This is a genomic window from Reyranella sp. (genome assembly GCF_004297265.1).
GTDB lineage: Bacteria > Pseudomonadota > Alphaproteobacteria > Reyranellales > Reyranellaceae > Reyranella.
Genome location: NZ_SCUT01000050.1, coordinates 252,477 through 273,336, shown reverse-complemented (window position 1 = coordinate 273,336; position 20,860 = coordinate 252,477). Strand labels below are relative to the sequence as shown.

The window sequence follows — 20,860 nt, the reverse complement described above, 5'->3', positions numbered from 1 at the left end:
TGCGTGCGTGACAGATGCCATCGACATTGAGGCGTTACATCGGCGCCTCCGTCCCTAGTCGACGAAAGCGGCAGGAAAGTCGACGAACCGGTCTTGCGGAGCCGGTCATGCAGCGCTTGCCTGCTCGCGCCAAATGCCCAATCTTCCACGGGATTCAGCCGTTCCGACCGGAGCTTCCCGCCTTGTCCGCATTCCTGCTCGCCCGGTGGAACGGTCTGTCCCTGTTCTGGCGAATTCAGATCGCGGGCTGGGGGCTCTTCGCGATCGCCGACGTGGTTGCCCAGCGTGTCGCCTTTCATAGCTACACCATAGCCTTTGCGCGCACGGCGCTCTTCCTGGTCTGCCTGGTGGCGATCTCGACGGCCATGCGTGGCATCTATCTCTCACGGCCCTTCGCCAACCGGGTATCGGTCGTAGGCGTCGCGCTGATCGGCCTGCTCTCGCTGCTGGGCGCCTTCATCATCGCAAGCACGGTCGTCCTTGTGCATGAGGCTCTCCCCTGGATCGTGCCGCCCGGTCGCCGCGGCGTCGAAGAGTTTTTCGTCCCATTCGTGCATTACTTCTTTGCCCTCGTGGGGTGGAGTCTCGCCTACTTCTGGCTGCGCGCCGAGCTGGCGAAGCAGGCACAGCGTCGCCGGACCATGCGCGCGCAGGCCGCGGCATTGAGGGCGGAGCTCGAGCAGCTGCGCCTGCAGCTCGACCCGCATTTCCTGTTCAACGCCCTGAACGGCGTCGCCGAGGAGATTCCCGAGCATCCGGCCGCGGCGCTGGACATGCTGCGCAACCTGACGGCCTATCTTCGGCATTCGCTCGACGGCATCAATCACACGGTGGTGACCGTCGAGGGCGAGGTCGCGGGGCTCGCGGCATATCTTGCCGTCCAGAAGGCGCGCTTCGGCGACCGCCTGCATACCCGTCTCGACGTGACGCCCGAGGCCGCGCAACGGCGCATCGCCAGCTTCCTGCTGCAGCCGCTCGTGGAGAATGCCGTGAAACATGGCCGGCGTGACGATGGACTCGACCTTCGCGTCGACATCCGCCTCTCGGGCGATACGCTGCATGTCGAGGTCGAGAACACGGGAACGCTCGACGCGACGCGGCCATCGGCCCGTCGCCAGCGGCCCGGCATCGGGTTGGAGAATGTGCGCCGTCGTCTCGCGCTGCACTATCCCGACCGGCATGCCTTCAGCTTAGCCGAGATCGGCGAGCGTGCCGGCGACAAGAAAGTGACCGCGACGCTCGAACTCCGGGGAGAACCGTGCGGGTCCTGATCGTCGACGACGAGCCGCTCGCCCGCAGTGCCATGCGGAGGCTGCTCGCCGCTCATCCCGATGTCGAGATCGCGGGCGAGGCCGACAGCGGCGAAGCGGCCCGCGCCCATATCATCGGCCTGCGGCCCGACCTCGTCTTTCTCGACATCGAGCTGGGCGGAGGCGGTGACGGGTTCGATCTGCTCGATTCGCTGGAACGGCCACCCATCGTGATCTTCGTCACGGCCTTCGCCGAGCACGCGGTAGAAGCCTTCGCCGTGGATGCCGTCGACTATCTCCTGAAGCCCGTCGAGCCGCAGCGCCTCGAGATGGCGCTGGCGCGGGCGGCGCGGCAGCTCGCGCTCCAGTCCCTGCCGCCCGGGCCGGGGGTGATCGAACTCAGGACGCCGCGGCGCGTTCTGTTCGTCACGCCGGCCGAGATCGTGGCGATCTGCGCCGACGGTGACTTCACGCGCGTCTTCGTGGCGGGGCAGGCGGCCGTCATGATTCTGCGGACCCTCGCCCATTTCGAGGGGGTGCTGCCGGCGCCGCCCTTCGTCCGGCTGGGCCGGTCGGTGATGATCAATCGCGACCGGCTGCGCAGCCTCGAAGCGCCGACGCGCTCGACCGGCCGTCTCGTGCTCGACGGCATGGAGCATCCGCTGGCGATCGGCCGTGCCGCCATGGCGCGTCTGCGCGAACTGCTGGCGGACAGGAGCTGACTGGCCCGGAGCTGGCTGGCCCGGAGTTCATTGGCAGGAGCGGTCTGGCACCGAAGCTGCAAGGCTTCCGTCGCAAATGCTGCGGGAGGAGTCCATGAAAGCCGTCGTCATCCATGCCACCGGGGGGCCTGAGCAACTGGTGCTGGCCGATCTGCCCGATCCGGTGCCTGGACCGGGTGAGGTGCTGATCGACGTGGCCTATGCCGGCTGCAACTGGGCCGACACGCAGGTCCGCATGGGCATCTATCCGCATCCCATGACCTATCCGATGGTCCTGGGCTTCGAGGTCTCCGGCACGGTGGCCGCGCTGGGCGCGGGCGTGACCGGCGTGAAGGTGGGCGACCGCGTCGCGACCTTTCCGGAGAAGGGCGGTGCCTACGCCGAGAAGTGCGTCGCCTCGGCCAAGGGCCTGATCAAGCTGCCCGACGCGGTCGGCCTCGACGTCGGGGCGGCCTTTCCCATCCAGGCCCTGACGGCCTGGCACATGATGTGGACGATCTACGGCGGCATCGGGCCGGGCGACACGGTGCTGGTGAACGCGATCGGCGGCGGCGTCGGGTTGATGTGCACCCAGCTCGCCGTTCATGCCGGTGCAAGAGTCATCGGCACGACCGGCACGCCGGGCAAGGAGGCGAAGGCGCTGGCCTTCGGCGCCTCTCGCGTCGTGGTGACCTCGCAGGACGATTTCGAACGCGCCGTGCTCGACTTCACCGACGGGAAGGGCGTCGACCTCGCCATCGACTCCTACGGTGCCACGATGCTCGACCGCACGTTCGGCGTCGTGAAGATGCTGGGCCACATCATCAGCATCGGCGAGGCCGAGGGACAGCCCTTCAAGAACATCCGCGAGCGCATCCTGCCGCGCTCCCAGACCTTCACCCGCCTGCATCTCGGCCATATCGACCAGACCTCGCCCGAATGGCGGGAAGGCGTCGAGCAGGTGCTGGCGGGCCTCGCCGAAGGCTGGCTGAAAGTGCCGATCGAAGGCGTGTTTCCGTTAGCCGAGGCAGCGGACATGCACCGCCGCCTCGAAGGCCGGGGCGTCGCCGGCAAGCTCTTATTGAAGGCGAACTGATCCTCGTTTCCTCCCCCGTTTGACGGGGGAGGTTATGTGTCAGCGATCGATCCAGGCGTCCTCGAAACGCCAGCCGTTGTAGATGCTGTTGGTCTGGATGACGACGCCCTTCACATGCGGCTGCCAGCAGCCGGCGGCGCGGCCGTGGCTGATGATCGGCCGGGCGATGTCTTCCTGGAGGCGCCGGTCGATTTCCCACACGAGTTCCTGCCGCTTGCCGCGGTCGGTCTCGCGCGACTGTTCCTCGAACAGTCTGGTCATCTCCGGATTGCAGTAGTTGTTGTAGTTGCGGAGGCTGCCGCAGGCATAGCCCTCGAAGAAGGTGACGTCGGGATCGTCGACGGCGCTGCCGCTCAGGTTCAGCGCCACCACGTAGTCCTTCTTGAAGACCCTGTTGTAGTAGATCGTGGTGTCGATGATCTCGAGTTCGCCATCGATCCAGATGTGCTTGAGCTGGTCGATCAGGATGACCGCCGGATCCTTGAACGTCGCGATGTTGCGCGTGCTGACCTTGAGCTTCAGCCGCTTGTCGGGCCCGTAGCCCGCCTGCTTCATCAGCTCGCGCCCCTCCGCGCGGGCCTTGTCCACGTCGCCGTAGCCGATGATCCCTTCGAGCTTGTCGCCGGGAAGCCCCCAGACGCCGTCGGGCGGCGGCAGCATGGCGCCGCCCATCTGGCCCTCGCCCTCGCTCAGGATCCTGATGAACGACGGGCGGTCGAGGGTCAGCGCCATGGCGCGGCGTATCCGTGCATCGTCGAAGGGCTGGACCTCGCGATTCACGATCAGGTTGGTGCTGACGCCGGTCTCGCGCATCGTGCACTTTGCGTGGGGCGCATCGCTTCTGATGTTCTTCAGCAGCGGCACCGACACGTCGCTGGGGAAGGTCATGTCGAACTTGCCGGCCACGAAGGACAGCATGCGCGTCGAGCGATCGGGTATGATCGTATACTCGATGCCGTCGAGATAGGGCCGTCCCTTCTTCCAGTAGTCGGGATTCTTCACCAGCTTGATGCCCTCGTTCATCTTGAACTCGGCCAGCTTGAACGGTCCGGTTCCCACGGGCCTGCGCCGCATGTCGGCGGCGGGCACGTGACAGGGATAGATCGGCGAGTAGCCCGACGCGAGCAGGGCCAGCAGCGACGGCTGCGGCTGCTTCAGGTGGAGCGTCACCTCGAGCGGGCCGTCGACGGTCACCTTCTCGACGTTGCCGTACCAGGCCTGGCGCGGGTTGCGCCGGAGCTTGTCGGGGCTGAGCAGCAGGTCGAAGGTGCAGCCCACGTCCTCGGCGGTGAACGGCTTGCCGTCATGCCATTTGACGCCGTCGCGCAGCCTGAAGGTGAGCGCGCGGCCGTCGTTCTTCTGCGTCCAGCCGGTCGCGAGGTCCGGCACGACGGAGTCGAGGCTGTTCTTCGCCACGTGCTGGTCGAAGATCACCAGGTTGTTGTAGAGCGCCATGAAAGGCACGGCGACCGAAACGGTCGCTTCCTCGTGGATCGAGGCACTGGGCGGCGTATCCATGTGCTGGATCTTCAGCACGCCGCCATACTTCTGCGCCCATGCGGCGCCTGTCGATGCAATCACTCCTGCCACTACGCAAACCAACGCGAAACACCCATTCGGGATCTTCATGTTGTCCTCCCAGTGACGTCGCTTGTTCGTTCTTGGTCTCTCCAGTTCGATTGCAGTGCGTGCGAAACCTAGACCCGTTGCAGTCGCCGTGTCGACTGCGACGGCATCTCTGCTATCGTCCGGCCCGCAAATTCACCCGGAGGAGATTTCTGTGACCACTGCCCCCCAACGTCTGCGCGCCCTGCTGGCCGAACCCGGCCTCGTCGTCATGCCGGCCGTGTGGGATGGGCTGACCGCGAAGCTGGCCTATGGCGAAGGGTTCAAGACGGCGTTCCTCTCGGGATCCTGCGTGGCCGCCAGCCGTCTGGGCGGTCCCGATCTCGATCTCGTCTCGTTCGGCGAGATGTTCGATTCGTTCAACATGGTGCGCGGCGCCGCGCCCGATCTCCTCGTCCTCGCCGACGGCGATCACGGCTACGGCAATGCGATGAACGTGCAGCGCACCGTGCGCGCCTATGGCCGCGCCGGCGCCGCCGCGGTGCTGATCGAGGACAAGATCACGCCGCGCGCGCTCACCGCCGCCGGCAAGCCCTGCCTGCCGCGCGAGGAAGCGCGCATGAAGATCCGCGCCGCGGTCGAGGCCGCGAAAGAGTCCGGTATCCTGGTGCTGGCTCGCACCGACTGCCGGCCAACGCAGGGAATCGACGAGGCGGTGGCGCGCATCGAGATGTATGTCGAGGAGGGGGCCGACATCCTGTTCCTCGACTCGCCGGCCGACGACGAGGAGATCAGGCGTGGCGTCGCCGCCGCCAAGGGACGTCCGTCCTTTGCGGTGCTTTCGCCGGGCGCGCCGCGCGCCACGCCCTCGCAGGCGGAAGCCGCCAAGCTTGGCTTCAAGATCGGCACCTATCCGACCGGCATGCTGTCGCCGGCCGCCGCCGGCATGAAGGCGGGACTGGCCGCGCTCAAGGCCGGCGAGGCTGAGAGCAAGAGCGCATTGTCGCCGGCCGACCTGCGTGGCGTGCTGGGCTATGCCGACTACGACACCGCGGCCAAGCCGTTCATCGTGAAGGCCTGAGTCCATGAAGCGCAAGGCCAGCAAGGCGTTCGTCCATCTCGGCGCCTCCTCGATCCACGGCCTCGGCTGCTTCGCCGACATCGATATAAAGAAGGGCGAGGCCGTCAAGGTGTGGGACGGCAAGGACAGCCGCTTCATTCCGCTCGCCCGGGCGCACGCCTCGCCGCAGGTCCAGCTGATCAAGCGCTTCGGCATCCGCAGCGGCGGCGGCTATTGGGCGCCGCTCGACTTCCTGCGGATCTCGACCGGCTGGTACATGAACCACGATGCTGATCCCAACATCGGCTCCGACGATGGCGACGTGACCTACTATGCGTTGCGCGACATCAAGGCCGGCGAGGAGCTCACCATGGACTACCGTCTCATGGACGAGCGGCACGACAATCTCAGCCGCGACGAGGAGGTCCCGGCGACGTCGCGGAAGAAGGCGCGCCGCCGCCGCTGAGCAACCGCCCGCGTCCGATGCCGTTCGCTCTTCTGCCAGCAGAGGAGGAGCGCGCCATGGCCGACGATCCCGATCCCGATCCCAATCCCAGGCCCCGCGAACGCAACAATATCGATATCGAGCGCGAGTCTGGCACGGAGGAGCGGGTGCCCCGGCGGGAGACCGACACTGCCCGCACCGTCGAGCCGGAGGACGAGGACCGTCGCGTGCGGCCGGGAGAGAGGCGGCCACACGGCACGATGCCCTGATCCGCGCTCGCTAGAGGTAGTCCTTCTCGAAGCTTTCGCAGGACAGGCCGAACGCCGAGAGCCCGTCGGCGAGATGATCGGCGAGCAGGGGCTGGCCCAGCAGGTAGGCGGAGGTGCGCTCGTTGCGGGCCTCCCGCGCCTGGCGGCGCAGATCCTCCCAGTCCTCGAGCTCTCCATCGCCGCGGCCGAGCCACAGGAGCGCCACCAGTTCGACCTGCTCGTCGTCGTCGAGCGCTTCGATGAAGGCCACGAGTTCGGCCCTGGTCGGATCGTCGCCATGCGCTTCCAGGATCGATACGCCGCCGTCGTCGGCGGCATTCGAACCCGAATCGGGATCGGTCTCGACGTCCTGCGCGTCGAATTCCCGAGCCTTCACGATGAGGTGGCAGACCATGTCGATGGCGATGGCAAGAGCGGGCGGGTTCGTCGTGGGGTCGGACATCGCGGTTTTTCCCGGGAGGCTGGTCAGGCCCACCAACGGCGCCATCTGTTCCCGGTTGCGCGCGCTCCAGCTAGAGCGGCTGCTTCCGGATCCACTCGCGTGCCGGGCCGACCTCGTGGAAGACGCGCATCGGTCGGCTCGCCGCGGCCAGCATGCCGAGCACGCGGGAGACCATGGCGATCTTGTCCTCGGCCACGACGACGGCCAGCGGGCCGACCGGGTTGGTCTGGTGCGACGTTCGCATACGCACGCCAATCGCCAGAATGTGCTCCGACCCCATGCTGGTGTCTGCGAGGGTGCCGTCGAACAGCTTGCGATAGGTATGGAGGCCAGCCTGATCGATCATGTCGAGATAGGCCTCGAAATCGGCACGCGTGACATCGCCCTCCGCGACGGCGGTGAGCAGCTTCGCCTTGGAGTCGATGGTCCAGTTCAGCGGCATGGCCGCAGAGTCTGCCAGCGACAGGAACGCAGCGCCAGAACTGCGAAAGGAGGGGGTGACTCCGTCGTGGCGCAGGCCTAGTGCTGTCGGCTTCCCCTGCTGGCATACGCGATCGCGCCGCCCGCATCATCGCCCGGATGCCCCGAAAAACCTCTGATCTCGCGCTGAAACTTTCTCGTCTTCCTCTACATTGCTCCTGTTGGAACCGGTTGTTCCAGCGTGAGGAGTAAGCATGCCGCTTGGTTGGACGCGCAGCGACGAGTTCGGAATCCTGACCGTCGTGGGGCAAGGCGACGTCGGCCGGCGGGACATAGAGGACTACCTGAACGCCACCGTGCGGGAGGGGACCAAGGCCCATGCCAAGCTCGTCGATGTCACCGCTTCCAATCTCAACCTCGATCGCGACGACCTCGAGTCGGTCGCCCGGACCCTGCTCGAGTACGGGATCGGGGGCGGCGCCGGTCCTGTCGCCCTGGTGGTGCACGGGGCGCTGAACATCGACATGGCGGTGTTGCTGAAGCAGCGCGTCGGCCCGAGGCCGTTCCGCATCTTCACCGATCCGCTCGATGCGCGCGGCTGGCTCATGACATTGGTCCGCCCCCTCCCTCCGGATCCTACGCCTCGCTAGCCAGCGCCGCGAGATAGGCTTCGGCCCGCCCGACGTCCTTCGGCGCGCCGGCGAAGCCGACATAGCCATCGGGCCGGATCAGCCGCAGGGCCGTCGCGTGTGCCGGATCCCTCGTCGGGGCCGCGACGACAAGCCTTGGAAACTTCGCGGCCAGGTCGGCCACGAGACCGGCCGGACCCACGGCCGTGAACCGGTACCCGCCCGCTCCGTCGGGCAGCCGGTAAGGCCACCGCTCGCCGGCCTTCGGTCCATTGTCGACCTGTCCGTTCCTGGCCGTGAGAGGGCTGTCGGGATAGCCGATATCCATCTCGCCGAGCTGATCCGCCATCCTGTGCTGAACCTGCGGGAAACCCGCCGCGAAGCGAACGATCGTGTTGCGCAGATCCTGCAGCAGCGGATTGCGCAGCATTGCCGCCTCGGTAAGGCGGCCGGCATTCTTCAGCACCCGATCGCCGACCGCCGTGCGCTCCGGCGAATAGCTGTCGAGCAGGCTGGGCGTTGCCGCGCCCTCGATGACGAGCGTCAGCTTCCAGGCGAGATTGAAGGCATCCTGCATGCCGGTGTTCATGCCCTGGCCGCCCGCCGGGCTATGGATGTGCGCCGCATCGCCCGCCAGGAACACACGACCCCTGGAATAGTCCCGGACCTTGCGCTCGTTGATGCGGAACGCGGCCAGCCAGACCGGGTCGGACATCACGATGCCGGGCGAGCCGCGACGCGCCATCAGCGCATTGATCTCCTCGAGGGTCGGATCGGGTCGGGTCTCGCCGTCTTTTGCCGCGCCGAGGTTGGCGATCACCCGCCAGCGGTCGCCGACGATCGGGAAGAAGGCCAGGATGCCGTCGCGGTGCCAGAAGATGTGAAGATGATCCGCCGGATCGAGGCCGGTGACGTGGCCGTCGGCCAGCGCCCAGTGCGACTGGAGCGTCGAGCCCTCGAAGGCGAAGCCCAGCCCGTGCCGGACGGTCGAGTGGGCGCCGTCGCACCCGACCAGCCAGTCGGCCTCGAGCGTTTCGCGCTGGCCTCCGGCCTTGGTGAGCACTGCTTCGACGCAGACGCCCTTGTCGACGAAACTCGTCAGCTCCACGTCGCGCTCGACCGTCACCCCGGCCGTGGCGAGTCGTTCCTCGAGCACCCTCTCGGTCTCGCTTTGCGCGATCATCAGCGCATAGGCGAAGCGGCTGTCGATCAGGTCGAACGGGACCCTCGCCACGACCTGCCTGCCGGTCGAGATCTGCGCGCCATGCGCCGGCATGCCGGATGACATGAAGTCCTTCGCATAGCCGGCATCGTCGAACAGTTCGAGCGTGCGACTCCACATGACGAGCGCCTTGGACTTGTCGGTACGTGCCGTGGACCTGTCGACGATGCGAGCGGAAATCCCGTGCCGTGCCAGCTCGTTGGCGAGGGTGAGGCCCACCGGACCCGCACCCGATATGAGCACTTTCGGATTGCCGGCCATGTGAACTCTCCCCCTGCCTGCGGCGGGGCAGCTTAGCTTCCCTTCGGAGTTGCGACCAATCGGTCCTTGCAAAAGTCGTGGCGAAAGGCCATATGCACGCGGTCGATAGACGGACAGACGATTTGGTCCGCGTTCCCGGCCTCGCCGGCAGCTCGCTCCCGAACTTTGATCCCGAAAACCAGTGCGAATTCGACGGCCGGCTGCGCGTTCCATTTTCATGAGTGGGACGCCGCGCGGTTCAGCATATCTAAAGTAGTGAAAGGGTTACCCATGGCGACGGGAACCGTGAAGTGGTTCAATATTCAGAAGGGCTTCGGCTTCATCCAGCCGGACAACGGCGGTGCCGATGCCTTCGTGCACATCAGCGCCGTCGAGCGCGCGGGCCTGGGCACGCTCAACGAAGGCCAGAAGGTCGAGTTCGAACTCGTCGCTGACCGCCGCAGCGGCAAGATGGCGGCCGACAATCTGAAGGCGATCGGCTGATCACGCGGCTGCCGGTGACGGCGGCCTCGTAACAGCGATACCGAATTGACCCCGCACCCTCTGGGTGCGGGGTTTTTCGTTGGCCGCTTACGGCCGGCGCTCTGCCGGTGCGACGGCAGCCGGCGGCTGAATGGCCCCGTCGATCCGCAGCTCGGGCGCGCGGGCCTCGTCCGGTGCCTTCAGGATCGGTATGCCCAACGCGAAATAGCCGGCGGCCAGGACGACCAGCAGCAGGCCCGCGACGATCCAGGGCAGGCCACTCCTGCCGCTGGCCGTGGCGTGCGGAACAACCGGGGTGTGCAGATCGGTCGGTCGACGGTCTTGGCCGGACATGGGCCGCATCTCCCTGGCGCGGGTTCTGCTGTCAACGCAGGCCCCGTGCGCGCGTTCCCGACGGGGAAAGCGTGCGAGTCCCCTCCGGGTCGACGGACTTGAACCGATATGGAGGCCCCGATGGGCAAGAAATCCAACAAGCGTACGGAATACGTGCTGTTCAACGTCACCTACGAGGACGGCAGCCAGCGCTCCAACCGCCGCGTACCGCTCGAGGCCCTCGAAGGGCTCGAAAAGGACCTGCCCGCCCGGGCGATCATCGAGGCTCAGGATCGCGAGGTCGCCGAGAAGTCGGGCAAGCCGGCGCTCGCCATCAAGACGCTCGTGCGCGCCTGAATGGACACGGCCGCCCGGCCGCGTCCTTCATCCCGTGAAAGGGCCTATCCTGGCGGCGGCGAAGGCCGGCCGCGACTGGATCGCCGTCCACCAGGCCGCGACCCGGGGATGCTTGGCCGGCGTGATCTCCTCCGGCGCGATCTCCTCGTCGATGCGCTTGATGAAGGGCACTGCGCCGATGTCGGCCAAGGAATAGCTGTCGCCAGCCAGCCAGCGGCTCTGGCGCAGCGTCTCTTCCATGCGGTCGACCAGCCCGACCTTCAACCTGGTGCGCGCCTCCTGGCGTTCTTCCTCGGTGTAGGGCTTGCGCGCAGTGCGCAGCCACGCCTCGCGCCGTTCCTTGCTGGGCACGTTGGCCAGCTTCTCGGCGAGCTCCGCATCGGACCATTGCGTGGCGACCTTGGCCATCGAGTGCGCCCAGTTGAAGATGATCAGGTTGCCGATCAGCCCGTCGACGTGGCGGATCCAGTTGCGCATCACGGCGCGCCCGTAGGCCTCGGCCGGACGCAGCGGCGGTTCGGGCCAGGTCTCGTCGATATATTCGCAGATCGTGCCGCTCTCGTAGAGCGAGCGCCCGTCCTCGAGGATCAGCAGCGGGATGACGCCGTTGGGATTGAGCTTCAGGAAGGCAGGCGCGTGATGCTCCATCTTCGTGAGGTCGATCACCTTGCTCTCGAAGGGGAGGCCCTTCTCGGCGAGGCACAACCGTACCCGCCGCGACGCCGACGATTTCCAGCCGTGATAGAGCGTGAGCATTCACTGATCCCCGATGACGACAACCGGCCTGATGACCGTCAATGTTCATAACCGAACGAAGGGTGGGTTGCTCCCTGGCTTGTCGCGGCGCCGCATCGCCGGGGGCGTCCGTTCAGGGCGTCGGCGGCAGCAGCCGGTCGATCGCGATGATCCATGCGTCACGTGCCTGCTCGACCGAAAGGCCGTGACGCTCGCGCATGCGGCCCCAGCTCTCGAAGTCGGTGAGCTGCTCGAGCGCGATCAGCAGCATCCTGCGCTCGTGGTCTGCAAGCGTATCGAGTTCGGCGCGATACATCAGCGCCAGCCGCGCCCACACGGCGTCGCGCATGCGGCCGATCCGCACCTTGAGATGCTCCGATTCGTTCTGGTTGTGCAGCAGCACCCGCCAGAGCGGCAGCCAGCGTTCGCAGATTCCGGCACGTGTCTCGACCTGGGCCCGGAGCCGCTGCGCGCGGGTGCCGTCGAGGTCGCGGATCGTGGCCTGGGTCAGCCCTTCGGCGAAGGTGTAGTCGGCGGCCGCGAGGCTGAGCGCCAGCAGGTCGTCGAACCTCTCGAACACCGAGCGCACCGAATAGCCGGCACGCTTGGCGATCTGCGCCGCCGTCGGGATTTCCGGACTCTCGCGCAGCAGCGCCAGATAGGCCTCGATGATGAGCTGCTTGGTCCGCTCGCTCCGCAGGGCGCGGCCGTCCATTCGGCCCGGCTTGGGAATCGCCTTTGCGCTGCGCACCGTGGGGGGAGTCTGCTCGCTGTCCTGCACTGTCTCTGTCGCTCCTCGGCCGCCGCCGCGAAATCACGCGAGGTCGGCACGAGTGTGCCGCCTTTCGCGCCGTCCTGCCAGCGCGCGCTCCATGCAACTTCCGGGCAGAACGGGCGTTGAGCCGTCATGACAAAGACTCCCCAGCGTACGCCCAACGACCGTCAGCACCAGGCGGCCCTCCGTGTCTCGACGAAACAGATCGCCAAGGACGCGGTGCGCGGTGGACCGAAGTCGGTGAAGAAGGACAAGCGCCCGACCGGCCACGGCCAGAAAGGCTAGGAGAGGCGGGACCGGCGCTCCGGCCGCGTGCCATGCGCGTCGCGGTCTTCAGTACCAAACCCTACGACCGGCATTTCCTGGACGCCGCCAACGCGTCCGCCCGCCATGAGCTGGCCTATCTCGAACCGCGCCTGACGATTGAGACCGCCGCCCTCGCCCGGGGCGCGACGGCGGTGTGCGCCTTCGTCAACGATGCGCTGCCCGCGGAGGTGCTCCAGGCGCTCGCCGGAGGGGGCATCCGCCTCGTGGCGCTGCGGTGCGCGGGCTTCAACAATGTCGACCTCGCGACGGCGCGGAGGCTGGGAATCACCGTCGCCCGCGTGCCCGAATATTCGCCGCACGCCGTTGCCGAGCATGCCGTCACCCTCGTGTTGGCATTGAACCGCCGGATCCATCGCGCCTATGCCCGCGTCCGCGAGGGCAACTTCGCGCTGGAGGGGCTGCTGGGCTTCGACATGAAGGGCCGCACCGTCGGCGTCGTCGGCACCGGCCGCATCGGCGCCACCTTCGCCCGCATCCTGGCGGGCTTCGGCTGCACGATCCTCGCGGTCGATCCGGCACCCGACGCGGCCTGCATCGCGGCGGGTGTACGCTACGTCGATCTGCCCGAACTGCTGGCGGCCTCCGACATCGTCTCGCTCCATTGCCCCCTGACGCCCGCGACCCATCACCTGATCGACGCGCCGGCGCTCGCCCGCATGCGCCCGGGCGCAATGCTGATCAACACCAGCCGCGGCGCGGTGATCGACACGCCGGCGGTGATCGCGGCGCTGAAGGACGGGCGCCTGGGCCATCTCGGCCTCGACGTCTACGAGGAGGAGGCCGACCTCTTCTTCGAGGACCTGTCCGACAAGGTGATGCAGGACGACGTCTTTGCCCGGCTCCTGTCCTTCCCCAACGTCCTCGTCACCGGGCACCAGGCCTTCTTCACCGCCGACGCCCTGCAGGGCATCGCCGGCACCACGATCGCCAACATCACGGCCTTCGAGCGCGACGGCCGGGCCGTCCACGAGATTTCGGTCGAGAAGCTCGCCTGACGCCTGGGGGCCAGAGGGGTGCTACGCCCGTCGCCCGCGCACCAGGCCGACGATCAGCAGCAGGATGATCGCACCCAGCGCCGCGAACAGGATCTGGGAGAGGAGCCCGCCGCCCAGGTTGAGCCCCAGGCGGGGAAACAGCAGGCCCGCGAACAGGGCGCCGGCGATGCCGACCAGAAGGTCGCCGACCAGCCCGAACCCGGTGCCGCGCAAGACCTGGCCGGCCAGCCAGCCGGCGGCGATGCCCACGACGAGAATGACGAGAATGCTTTCGGCCGACATGTTCATGGTGAGATCCCCTGGCCGTCCCGCGGACGCGCAGCACATCGGCTTGAGGTGAACGCGCCGGGCCTCCCGGCGTTGCGTGGCGTCCGCGTGTTCGTGGCAGCGGTCACGCCGCAGGTGGCGTGGGCGACCTCTTCTTAAGCGCCAACACCATCGCCCCGGTCAGCACCAATCCCACCGCCGCCATCGCGACCACGGCGCCGCGCGGGCCGAGGGGGCCGGAAAGCGCACCGGCCGCGAGCTGGCCGAGCGGTCCCGTTCCGATGCAGACGGTGACGACGCCCATCAGGCGGGAGCGCATCTCGGGCGGCGCCTCGGTCAGCATCAGGGTCGACTGCATGTTGCTGAAGCCTGCCGTGCCGAAGCCGCCCAGCACGAGCAGCGCGAAGGCGAGCCAATAGAACGGCGACAGCGCCATGAAGACGAGCGCGACCATGAAGAGCGAGGCGCCGCCGGCGAAGGCGAGGCGGCGGTCCATGCGCACGATGCCGGCCGCGATCAGCGCGCCGCCCATCAGCGCCCCCAGCGGCTCGCCGGCCGCCAGCAGGCCGACCAGCGCCGGCGAGACGTGGAACTCGCCCTGGCCGAGCGGCGCGACCAGGCCCGAATAGGCGAAGGCGAAGGCATTGGTGACGATGGTGACGCCGAACACCAGCAGGATGGTGGGCCGCGTCCAGGCGAAGCGCAGCCCGTCGGCGATGTCGTGCGGGATGCGCAGCAGGTCGAGCCGCCGCGTCACCTGGGCGTGGGTGAGGCCCGCGATGGCGAAGGCGCCGAAGAACTGCACGAGGGCGGTGACGGTGTAGGCGCCCTTCATGCCCAGCCACTCGAAGGCCATCCCGCCCAGCAGCGGTCCCACCGCGCGCGTCGCCGCCGAGGTGACACTGTCGAGGGCGATGGCGTTCACGATGCGGTGCGGTCCCGCGACCTCGCCCACCATGCGGCGGCGCGTCGACATCTCCGTCGACCACATGATGCCGGAGACCAGGTTGCCCAGCGCCACGTGCCAGACCTCGAGATGGCCGGTGACGGCCAGCGTCGCGAGCAGGGTCGAGATCGCGGCCGGGATGACCAGCGCCAGCATGAAGATCAGCTTGCGGTTCACCGCCTCGGAGATCGCGCCCGCGAAGGCGCCGAACAGGAGCTGCGGGATCTGGCGCAACGCCACCACGGCCGTGACGGCAAAGGCGGAGTGGGTGACTTCCCAGGCGAACAGGCCCGACGCCAGCAGCTCCAGCCAGCGCATCGCGTTGGCGAAGGCGCCCACCAGCCACAGCCTGAGAAAGTCGGGCGAGCGCAACAGCTCCCGGATCGGCGAGTCCATTGCGCACAAGGTACCCGCCGGGCCGCGTCAAGCGAAGCGCGGTGTGGGATTTTTGGCGTCTTTCCGTTTGCATTGACCCACTCACCTCATCCTGAGGAGCCGTGCACAGCACGGCGTCTCGAAGGATGGGCAACAGACATGGTGCTCGTGCGCACCCTTCGAGACACGGCCTGCGGCCGCTCCTCAGGGTGAGGTCAGTTGGAATGCTCAGCTCGATTCTATCTCGTTCGGAAGGGCTCTAGCGCCCGATTTCCTCCAGATTGACGCCTGCCGTCTCGATGCGGAACCACCAGGTGATCAGCGCACCGAGGAGCGAGGTGAAGATGAGGGCGGTCAGCAGGACGTCGGTGCCGGCCTCGGCCAGCACCACGGGGAAGGCGAAGGCCGTCAGGACCGCGCCGATCTTGGCGAAGGCGGCGGCGAAGCCCGCGCCCTTGCCGCGGATGTGGGTCGGGAAGACCTCGCCGGCCAGCAGGTAGGTCTGCGCATTGGGCCCGAGGTTGGTCATTAAGTTGAAGATCATGAAGCCGCCGAACAGCAGCAGCGTGCGCATCGGCTCCTCGACATGCGACTGCAGCACCGCCATGGCGAGCCCGACGGCGCAGCCGATGAAGCCCAGGACCTGGAGCCGGATGCGGCCGACCTTGTCGGACATCAGCACGGCGGCGACGATGCCGACGATCAGCAGCGTATCGACCAGCGCCGCGCCCTTCGCCCCCTGGAGGTCGCGGGCGATGAGGGCCGACACGTTGTGGGCGTTGCCGGTCCCGTGCCCGAACGTGTGGGACAGGATGGTCGGCGTGAAGATGCCGATGCCGTAGGTCCCGAGGTCCTGCAGGAACCACGGGACCGAGGCAAGGAGGGTGGCGCGCCGGTTCTTCCGGTTGAAGAGATCGCTCCAGCTTCCGTGCCGATGGTGGCTGCGATGGGGAGAACCGGCGCGTTCGGCCAGGCGCACCTGCTTGGGATATTGCGGCTTGCGCTTCAGCAGACGCCGCAGCTCGCGCTCGGCGTCGGCGCGCCGGCCGCGGCTCATCAGCCACTGGCCGCTGTCGCTCACGAACAGGCGGGCGCACACGACGAAGGCGGCCGGTATGATCACGGTGCCGTACATCCAGCGCCAGGCGTCCAGCGAGGGATCCAGGGTCAGGATCACGAAGCCCAGCGCCGTGCCGACCAGCGCGCCGATCGCCTGGAAGGCGAAGGCCGCCAGCACCAGCTTGCCGCGGTCGCGACTGGGGATGCTCTCGGAGATCACGAGATGCGCGGTCGGATAGTCGCAGCCCAGCGCGACGCCGACACCGAACAGGAAGAAGACCAGCCAGCCGACGCTCGGTGCCATGGTCAGGCCGGCCAGAAAGACGACGAAGACCAGCATTTCGATCACGAACATGCGGCGGCGTCCGTAGGTATCGGCCAGCCCGCCAAGCGCCACGGCGCCCACCATGATACCCGCCAGGGTGGCAGCGCTGACGATGCCCTTGCCGGCGGCCGAGAGGCCGAACTCCTCGACGATCAGCGGCAGCGCGACGCCGGTCATGAACACGACCTTGCCTTCGAAGAACTTGCCGGCGGTGGCGAGTACCCAGATGCGCCATTGCATCGAGGTCATCGGCACGCTGGGAGTGGGAGTCCCATCGGGCCATGACGGGGTCTGGTCGATATAGGCCTGTACGCTTTGCGGCTCTGTCATCTGGACAGATTACCCAAGGACGTTACGCTCGGGTGTCCGAAAAGCAAAAAATAGAAAATCGAGGAAACGCCATGAAAAGACGCAGCCTGCTGGTCGCGGCCCTCGCCGCGCCTTCGATCGTTCCCGCCGTCGCGCTGGGCCAGGGGAGCTGGCCCAACAAGACCGTGAAGTTCATCTGTCCCTTCGCGCCCGGCGGCGGCACCGACACGGTGAGCCGGCTGATGTGCGACGCGCTCTCCAAGACCTTCGGCCAGACCTTCGTGGTCGACAACAAGGGTGGCGCCGGCGGCAACATCGGCACGGTCGAACTCGCGCGCGCCGCGCCCGACGGCTACACGCTGGGCCTCATCTCGGTGGCCAGCCACACGCTGAACCCGATGCTCTACAGCAGGCTGCCCTACAATCCCGACAAGGACATCGTGGCGGTCTCGCGCGTGGCGATCCTCGCCAACCTGCTGGGCGTCACCAATTCGCTGCCGGCCAACAACGTCGCGGAACTGATCGCGCTCTGCAAGAAGGAGCCCGGCAAGTATTCCTTCGCCTCGTCGGGCCCGGGCACGTCGCTGCACCTGAGCGGCGAGCTGTTCAAGAAGCTGGCCGGCGTCGACATCATCCATGTCCCCTACAAGGGAGCCGGCCCGGTCTATTCCGACCTGATGGCGGGGGTCGTGAACATGATGTTCGCCAACATGCCCTCGATGCTGCCGCAGGTGCGCGGCGGCAAGCTGAAGGGGCTGGGTGTGACCTCGGCCCAGCGCTCCCGGGCGGCGCCCGACATTCCGGCCATTGCCGAGACCGTGCCGGGCTACGTCGCCACCTCGTGGTACGGCATCGGAGCGCCGGCCGGCACGCCCGAACCGATCCTCGCCCGGCTCGAGACCGCGATCGCCGAGGCGCTGAAGTCGGCCGACATCCAGAAGCGCTGGAACGACGATCTCGGCCTCGACCTGCCACCGCCCGGCCGCGCCGGCTTCGACAAGTTCCTGGCCGAGGACCGCAAGCTCTGGGAGCCCGCGGTCAAGGCCTCGGGCGTGAAGCTCGACTGATTCTCACTGGAGTAGCATCGATGTCCGTACAGTTTGCCGAAGTTCCGGACGAAGCCGGAGAGATCGCCGCGCGCTGGCTCGATTCGTTCGGGGCGGCGCTCCAGGCGCAGGATGCCGCTGCGGTCGCGGCGACGTTCATCCCCGAAGGGCATTGGCGTGACGTGCTGGCCTTCACCTGGGACGTCGTCACCCATTCTGGGCGAGCGGCGATCGAGGCGTCGCTGGCGCCGGTGCTGGCCCGCACCGCGGCGAAGGATGTGCAGGTACCGGGTACGCGCACGCCGCCGCGTCGCGTGACGCGGGCCGGCATCGACTGCATCGAGGCGATCTTCGAGTTCGAGACGGCGTTCGGCCATGCCAACGCCGTCGTCCGGCTCGTCGATGAGGGCGGAACGTGGCGGGCCTGGTCGCTGCTCACCACGCTCGAGGAACTGCACGGCTGGCCCGACGGGAGGCCGCGCGAGCTGAGCGACGCCGAGCGCTACAGCCGCGACTTCGGCGGCGACAACTGGCTCGACCAGCGGCTGAAGGCGCAGGCCTACGGGGATCGTGATCCCGCCGTGCTCGTGGTCGGCGGCGGCCAGGCGGGCCTTGCCACCGCGGCGCGTTTGCGGGCACTGGGCGTCGACACGCTGATCGTCGATCGCCACAAGCGCATCGGCGACAACTGGCGGCGGCGCTACCACTCGCTCACCCTGCACAACGAGGTGCACGTCAATCACCTGCCGCTGATGCCGTTCCCGCCGACCTTCCCGGTGTTCATTCCCAAGGACAAGCTGGCCAACTGGTTCGAGGCCTATGTCGAAAATCTCGACCTCAACTACTGGACCGATACGCAGCTCACCTCAGGAAGCTACGACGAGGCGGCGCGGCGCTGGACGGTGACCCTGAAGCGCGGCGACGGGACGGAGAGGGTGCTGCATCCACGCCATGTCGTCTTCGCCACCGGCGTGAGCGCCATCCCGATCAAGCCGTCGCTGCCCGGGCTCGACTCCTTTGCCGGCACGGTGATGCATTCCGGCGCCTATACCAATGGCGCTGCGTGGAAGGGACGCAAGGCGATCGTGGTCGGCACCGGCAACAGCGGTCACGACGTGGCGCAGGATCTGTGCGCCAGCGGCGCCGAGGTGACGATGGTCCAGCGCAGCCCGACCTATGTCGTGTCGATCCGCGAGGCCCAGAAGGTCTATGCGATCTACACCGAGGGCCTGCCGTTCGAGGATTGCGACCTGCTGGCCGCCGCCTCGCCCTATCCGGTGCTGCAGCGCGCCTATCAGCTCTCGACCGCCGAGATGCGCGAGGTCGACCGCGATCTCCTGGCCGGGCTGGAGAAGCGCGGCTTTCGCCTGACCTTCGGCGAGGACGATACCGGCTTCCAGATGATGTATCTGCGCCGTGGCGGCGGCTACTACTTCAACGTCGGCTGCTCCGACATGATCGTCGACGGGCGCATCGAGCTGCTGCAGTACGACGACATCGACCGGTTCGAATCGGGCGGCGTGCGCCTGAAGGACGGGACCCTGCGCGAGGCCGAGCTGGTCGTGGTCGCCACCGGCTACGAGAACCAGCAGGAGACGGTACGCGCCTTCCTGGGCGACGCGGTGGCCGACCGGATCGGCCCGGTCTGGGGCTTCGATGCCGGCGGCGAACTCGCCAACATGTTCAAGCCGACGCCACAGCCCGGCCTGTGGTTCATCGCCGGCAGCCTCGCCCAGTGCCGCATCTACTCCCGCTACATCGCTTTGCAGATCAAGGCCCGCGAGGAGGGGCTCATTCGGTAGAATCTTTCCGTCAGGAATTGCGCCCGCTACCTCATCCTGAGGAGGCCCAAGGGGCCGTCTCGAAGGATGGGCAACAGACGCGGTGCTCGTGCCCACCCTTCGAGACGCGCTCCTGCGGAGCGCTCCTCAGGGTGAGGTCGTTGTTGGTGGGCCTGTGTGGCCCTTTCCTGATCGAAAAGACGCTATATGAACTGACGGATCGCCGCGATCAGCACCAGCGCGCCGATCGCCATGACGGCGCTGCCCAGCGAGATCACATAGAGCGCGCGGCCGGGCGACAGCCGGCCCATATGGGCGGCGATCCAGAAGAACGGGTCGTTGACGTGGCAGACCGCCATCGAGCCGGCGCCGACGGCCGCCGCCGCAATGGCGCGGCCCGAGGCGCTGTCGAGGCCGAGCGCCGGCAGCATGGGCTCGACCATGCCCGAGGCCGTGAGCACGGCGGTGAGCGAATTGCCCTGCATCGTCTTCACGATGGCCGCGACGAGGAACGGTGTCAGCACGCCGTAGCGCGGGTGCAGCGCATACTCGGCCAGGAGTTCCGACATGCCGGTCTCGTCGAACACCCGGGCCAGCCCGCCCGATGCGCCGACCGCCAGCAGCAATGGCGCCCATGACCGGCCGGCCAGGACCGACGGCTCCCAGCGGCGGGCGAACAGGATCGCCAGGGTGACCGCGATGGCCATCAGCATCAGCGGCCTGGAGATGCCGATATAGAATTCGCGTGAGCCGCCCCGGCCCAGCGGTTCGCTCGGCATCTGCGCCACCGACTGCAGCACCAGCAGCAGGAGCGGGATGCCGACACAGAGCCATGCCCAGGAAAGCTGTCCTTCGGTCGGCTGCGACGGGACCTGCCGCGCCACATGCCACCAGCCCAGCGCGATCGCGGCCGCCGCGACCGGCAAGGCGATCATGAATTCCGTGCGGATGTCCGCTTTCATGACCGAGGCCGCGGCAACGGCCAGAGGCGAAGGCGCCAGGAGGGCCGCGGTGGCGAGCAGGGTGAGCGCCAGGCCCAGCGCGCGCCGCGGCGCGTCCTGCCCGGCCGGCTGCAGGAGCGCCAGCCCGGCTGACGCCGAGGCGCCCAGTCCCGCCACCAGTCCCGCGGCTGCGGACGTGCCGGTACCGAGCGGCGTGTGCAGCACCAGGCCACCGACCAGCGCGCCGGCGACGACCAGCAGGCCCGTCTGCTCCAGCGCCGCCGTGAAACCCAGTCCGAACGCCTTGCCGACCGACTCGAATGTCATGTCGGCGGCGATGCCATAGACCACGACCGTGGCCATGATCGCGAGAAACACCGGCAGGCGGATGCGCTGGACCAGGAAGACGATGGCGGCGACGGCGATCGGCAAGAGGAGCGAGGCGAGAAACATGACGGGACGAATC

General features: G+C 67.6%; 24 protein-coding genes. 13 read left to right on the top strand and 11 right to left on the bottom strand.

What is annotated here, in order from left to right:
* The first annotated feature begins 182 nt into the window (after positions 1 to 182).
* The 3 genes from EPO41_RS22935 (at position 183) to EPO41_RS22925 (ending at position 3,047) form a co-directional block, all read left to right on the top strand.
* Positions 183 to 1,271, top strand: a complete 1,089-nt coding sequence (locus EPO41_RS22935) for a histidine kinase (RefSeq protein ID WP_296330265.1) — start codon at positions 183 to 185, stop codon at positions 1,269 to 1,271.
* Complete coding sequence (locus EPO41_RS22930) at positions 1,259 to 1,972, top strand: LytTR family DNA-binding domain-containing protein (RefSeq protein ID WP_296330261.1); 714 nt, start codon at positions 1,259 to 1,261, stop codon at positions 1,970 to 1,972. Before EPO41_RS22935 ends, EPO41_RS22930 begins: the two co-directional genes overlap by 13 nt.
* A 94-nt stretch (positions 1,973 to 2,066) precedes the next feature.
* Positions 2,067 to 3,047 carry a zinc-binding dehydrogenase gene (locus EPO41_RS22925; protein ID WP_296330259.1) on the top strand — a complete coding sequence of 327 codons (981 nt, stop codon included), beginning with the start codon at positions 2,067 to 2,069 and terminating at the stop codon, positions 3,045 to 3,047.
* A 39-nt stretch (positions 3,048 to 3,086) separates the two neighbouring features.
* Here the strand turns inward: EPO41_RS22925 and EPO41_RS22920 are convergent, their stop codons facing one another.
* Complete coding sequence (locus tag EPO41_RS22920; protein WP_296330256.1) at positions 3,087 to 4,628, bottom strand: ABC transporter substrate-binding protein; 1,542 nt, start codon at positions 4,626 to 4,628, stop codon at positions 3,087 to 3,089.
* 199 nt (positions 4,629 to 4,827) lie between these two features.
* On the opposite strand from EPO41_RS22920, the gene EPO41_RS22915 reads away from it, so the two are divergent.
* From EPO41_RS22915 to EPO41_RS22905, 3 genes are read left to right on the top strand one after another with little or no spacing between them, the layout of a single operon-like run.
* Positions 4,828 to 5,694: an isocitrate lyase/PEP mutase family protein gene (locus EPO41_RS22915; protein ID WP_296330250.1), complete on the top strand. Its 867-nt coding sequence runs from the start codon at positions 4,828 to 4,830 to the stop codon at positions 5,692 to 5,694.
* Between the two features lie 4 nt (positions 5,695 to 5,698).
* Complete coding sequence (locus tag EPO41_RS22910; RefSeq protein ID WP_296330246.1) at positions 5,699 to 6,139, top strand: SET domain-containing protein; 441 nt, start codon at positions 5,699 to 5,701, stop codon at positions 6,137 to 6,139.
* Between the two features lie 17 nt (positions 6,140 to 6,156).
* Entirely contained in the window at positions 6,157 to 6,387 is a 231-nt protein-coding gene (locus EPO41_RS22905) for a hypothetical protein (protein WP_296330243.1), read from the top strand.
* A 10-nt stretch (positions 6,388 to 6,397) separates the two neighbouring features.
* Here the strand turns inward: EPO41_RS22905 and EPO41_RS22900 are convergent, their stop codons facing one another.
* On the bottom strand, positions 6,398 to 6,829 hold the full coding sequence (locus EPO41_RS22900; protein ID WP_296330241.1) for a DUF3775 domain-containing protein: 432 nt from the start codon (positions 6,827 to 6,829) through the stop codon (positions 6,398 to 6,400).
* 70 nt (positions 6,830 to 6,899) lie between these two features.
* Positions 6,900 to 7,271 carry an STAS/SEC14 domain-containing protein gene (locus EPO41_RS22895; RefSeq protein WP_296330240.1) on the bottom strand — a complete coding sequence of 124 codons (372 nt, stop codon included), beginning with the start codon at positions 7,269 to 7,271 and terminating at the stop codon, positions 6,900 to 6,902.
* A 232-nt stretch (positions 7,272 to 7,503) separates the two neighbouring features.
* On the opposite strand from EPO41_RS22895, the gene EPO41_RS22890 reads away from it, so the two are divergent.
* A complete protein-coding gene (locus EPO41_RS22890) occupies positions 7,504 to 7,899 on the top strand; it encodes a hypothetical protein (RefSeq protein ID WP_296330237.1) in 396 nt (131 codons plus the stop codon).
* Here EPO41_RS22890 and EPO41_RS22885 read toward each other — a convergent pair.
* Positions 7,886 to 9,361 carry an FAD-dependent monooxygenase gene (locus tag EPO41_RS22885; RefSeq protein ID WP_296330234.1) on the bottom strand — a complete coding sequence of 492 codons (1,476 nt, stop codon included), beginning with the start codon at positions 9,359 to 9,361 and terminating at the stop codon, positions 7,886 to 7,888. The two genes, EPO41_RS22890 and EPO41_RS22885, sit on opposite strands and share 14 nt — an antisense overlap.
* 270 nt (positions 9,362 to 9,631) lie before the next feature.
* Between EPO41_RS22885 and EPO41_RS22880 the strand changes: the two genes are divergently transcribed.
* The gene (locus tag EPO41_RS22880; protein WP_295133764.1) at positions 9,632 to 9,844 is read left to right on the top strand and encodes a cold-shock protein; all 213 of its coding nucleotides are present in this window, start codon (positions 9,632 to 9,634) and stop codon (positions 9,842 to 9,844) included.
* 87 nt (positions 9,845 to 9,931) lie between these two features.
* Here the strand turns inward: EPO41_RS22880 and EPO41_RS22875 are convergent, their stop codons facing one another.
* On the bottom strand, positions 9,932 to 10,177 hold the full coding sequence (locus EPO41_RS22875; RefSeq protein ID WP_296330231.1) for a hypothetical protein: 246 nt from the start codon (positions 10,175 to 10,177) through the stop codon (positions 9,932 to 9,934).
* Between the two features lie 120 nt (positions 10,178 to 10,297).
* Here EPO41_RS22875 and EPO41_RS22870 point away from each other — a divergent pair, with 120 nt between their 5' ends.
* Positions 10,298 to 10,513 (top strand): hypothetical protein, encoded by a 216-nt coding sequence (locus EPO41_RS22870; protein WP_296330228.1) that lies wholly within the window; start codon positions 10,298 to 10,300, stop codon positions 10,511 to 10,513.
* Positions 10,514 to 10,540: 27 nt separating this feature from the next.
* Here the strand turns inward: EPO41_RS22870 and EPO41_RS22865 are convergent, their stop codons facing one another.
* Complete coding sequence (locus EPO41_RS22865; RefSeq protein ID WP_296330225.1) at positions 10,541 to 11,269, bottom strand: glutathione S-transferase family protein; 729 nt, start codon at positions 11,267 to 11,269, stop codon at positions 10,541 to 10,543.
* 112 nt (positions 11,270 to 11,381) lie between these two features.
* Positions 11,382 to 12,029, bottom strand: a complete 648-nt coding sequence (locus tag EPO41_RS22860; protein ID WP_296330221.1) for a hypothetical protein — start codon at positions 12,027 to 12,029, stop codon at positions 11,382 to 11,384.
* A 126-nt stretch (positions 12,030 to 12,155) separates the two neighbouring features.
* Between EPO41_RS22860 and EPO41_RS22855 the strand changes: the two genes are divergently transcribed.
* Both EPO41_RS22855 and EPO41_RS22850 read left to right on the top strand, forming a co-directional pair.
* On the top strand, positions 12,156 to 12,308 hold the full coding sequence (locus tag EPO41_RS22855) for a hypothetical protein (RefSeq protein WP_296330216.1): 153 nt from the start codon (positions 12,156 to 12,158) through the stop codon (positions 12,306 to 12,308).
* A gap of 32 nt (positions 12,309 to 12,340) precedes the next feature.
* Positions 12,341 to 13,345: a 2-hydroxyacid dehydrogenase gene (locus tag EPO41_RS22850; protein WP_296330215.1), complete on the top strand. Its 1,005-nt coding sequence runs from the start codon at positions 12,341 to 12,343 to the stop codon at positions 13,343 to 13,345.
* Positions 13,346 to 13,366: 21 nt separating this feature from the next.
* Here the strand turns inward: EPO41_RS22850 and EPO41_RS22845 are convergent, their stop codons facing one another.
* The 3 genes from EPO41_RS22845 to EPO41_RS22835 all read right to left on the bottom strand — a co-directional run bounded on the left by EPO41_RS22845 (position 13,367) and on the right by EPO41_RS22835 (position 16,647).
* Positions 13,367 to 13,633, bottom strand: coding sequence for a GlsB/YeaQ/YmgE family stress response membrane protein (locus EPO41_RS22845; RefSeq protein WP_296330213.1), 267 nt, complete (start codon positions 13,631 to 13,633; stop codon positions 13,367 to 13,369).
* 103 nt (positions 13,634 to 13,736) lie between these two features.
* Complete coding sequence (locus EPO41_RS22840) at positions 13,737 to 14,954, bottom strand: MFS transporter (protein WP_296330210.1); 1,218 nt, start codon at positions 14,952 to 14,954, stop codon at positions 13,737 to 13,739.
* 238 nt (positions 14,955 to 15,192) lie between these two features.
* Positions 15,193 to 16,647 carry an MFS transporter gene (locus EPO41_RS22835; RefSeq protein ID WP_296330206.1) on the bottom strand — a complete coding sequence of 485 codons (1,455 nt, stop codon included), beginning with the start codon at positions 16,645 to 16,647 and terminating at the stop codon, positions 15,193 to 15,195.
* 71 nt (positions 16,648 to 16,718) lie between these two features.
* Here EPO41_RS22835 and EPO41_RS22830 point away from each other — a divergent pair, with 71 nt between their 5' ends.
* Both EPO41_RS22830 and EPO41_RS22825 read left to right on the top strand, forming a co-directional pair.
* Positions 16,719 to 17,693: a tripartite tricarboxylate transporter substrate binding protein gene (locus EPO41_RS22830; protein ID WP_296330204.1), complete on the top strand. Its 975-nt coding sequence runs from the start codon at positions 16,719 to 16,721 to the stop codon at positions 17,691 to 17,693.
* A gap of 20 nt (positions 17,694 to 17,713) precedes the next feature.
* Positions 17,714 to 19,474 carry an NAD(P)/FAD-dependent oxidoreductase gene (locus tag EPO41_RS22825; RefSeq protein WP_296330201.1) on the top strand — a complete coding sequence of 587 codons (1,761 nt, stop codon included), beginning with the start codon at positions 17,714 to 17,716 and terminating at the stop codon, positions 19,472 to 19,474.
* A 182-nt stretch (positions 19,475 to 19,656) separates the two neighbouring features.
* Here EPO41_RS22825 and EPO41_RS22820 read toward each other — a convergent pair whose 3' ends face one another.
* Positions 19,657 to 20,847 (bottom strand): hypothetical protein, encoded by a 1,191-nt coding sequence (locus EPO41_RS22820; protein ID WP_296330198.1) that lies wholly within the window; start codon positions 20,845 to 20,847, stop codon positions 19,657 to 19,659.
* Positions 20,848 to 20,860: the final 13 nt, after the last annotated feature.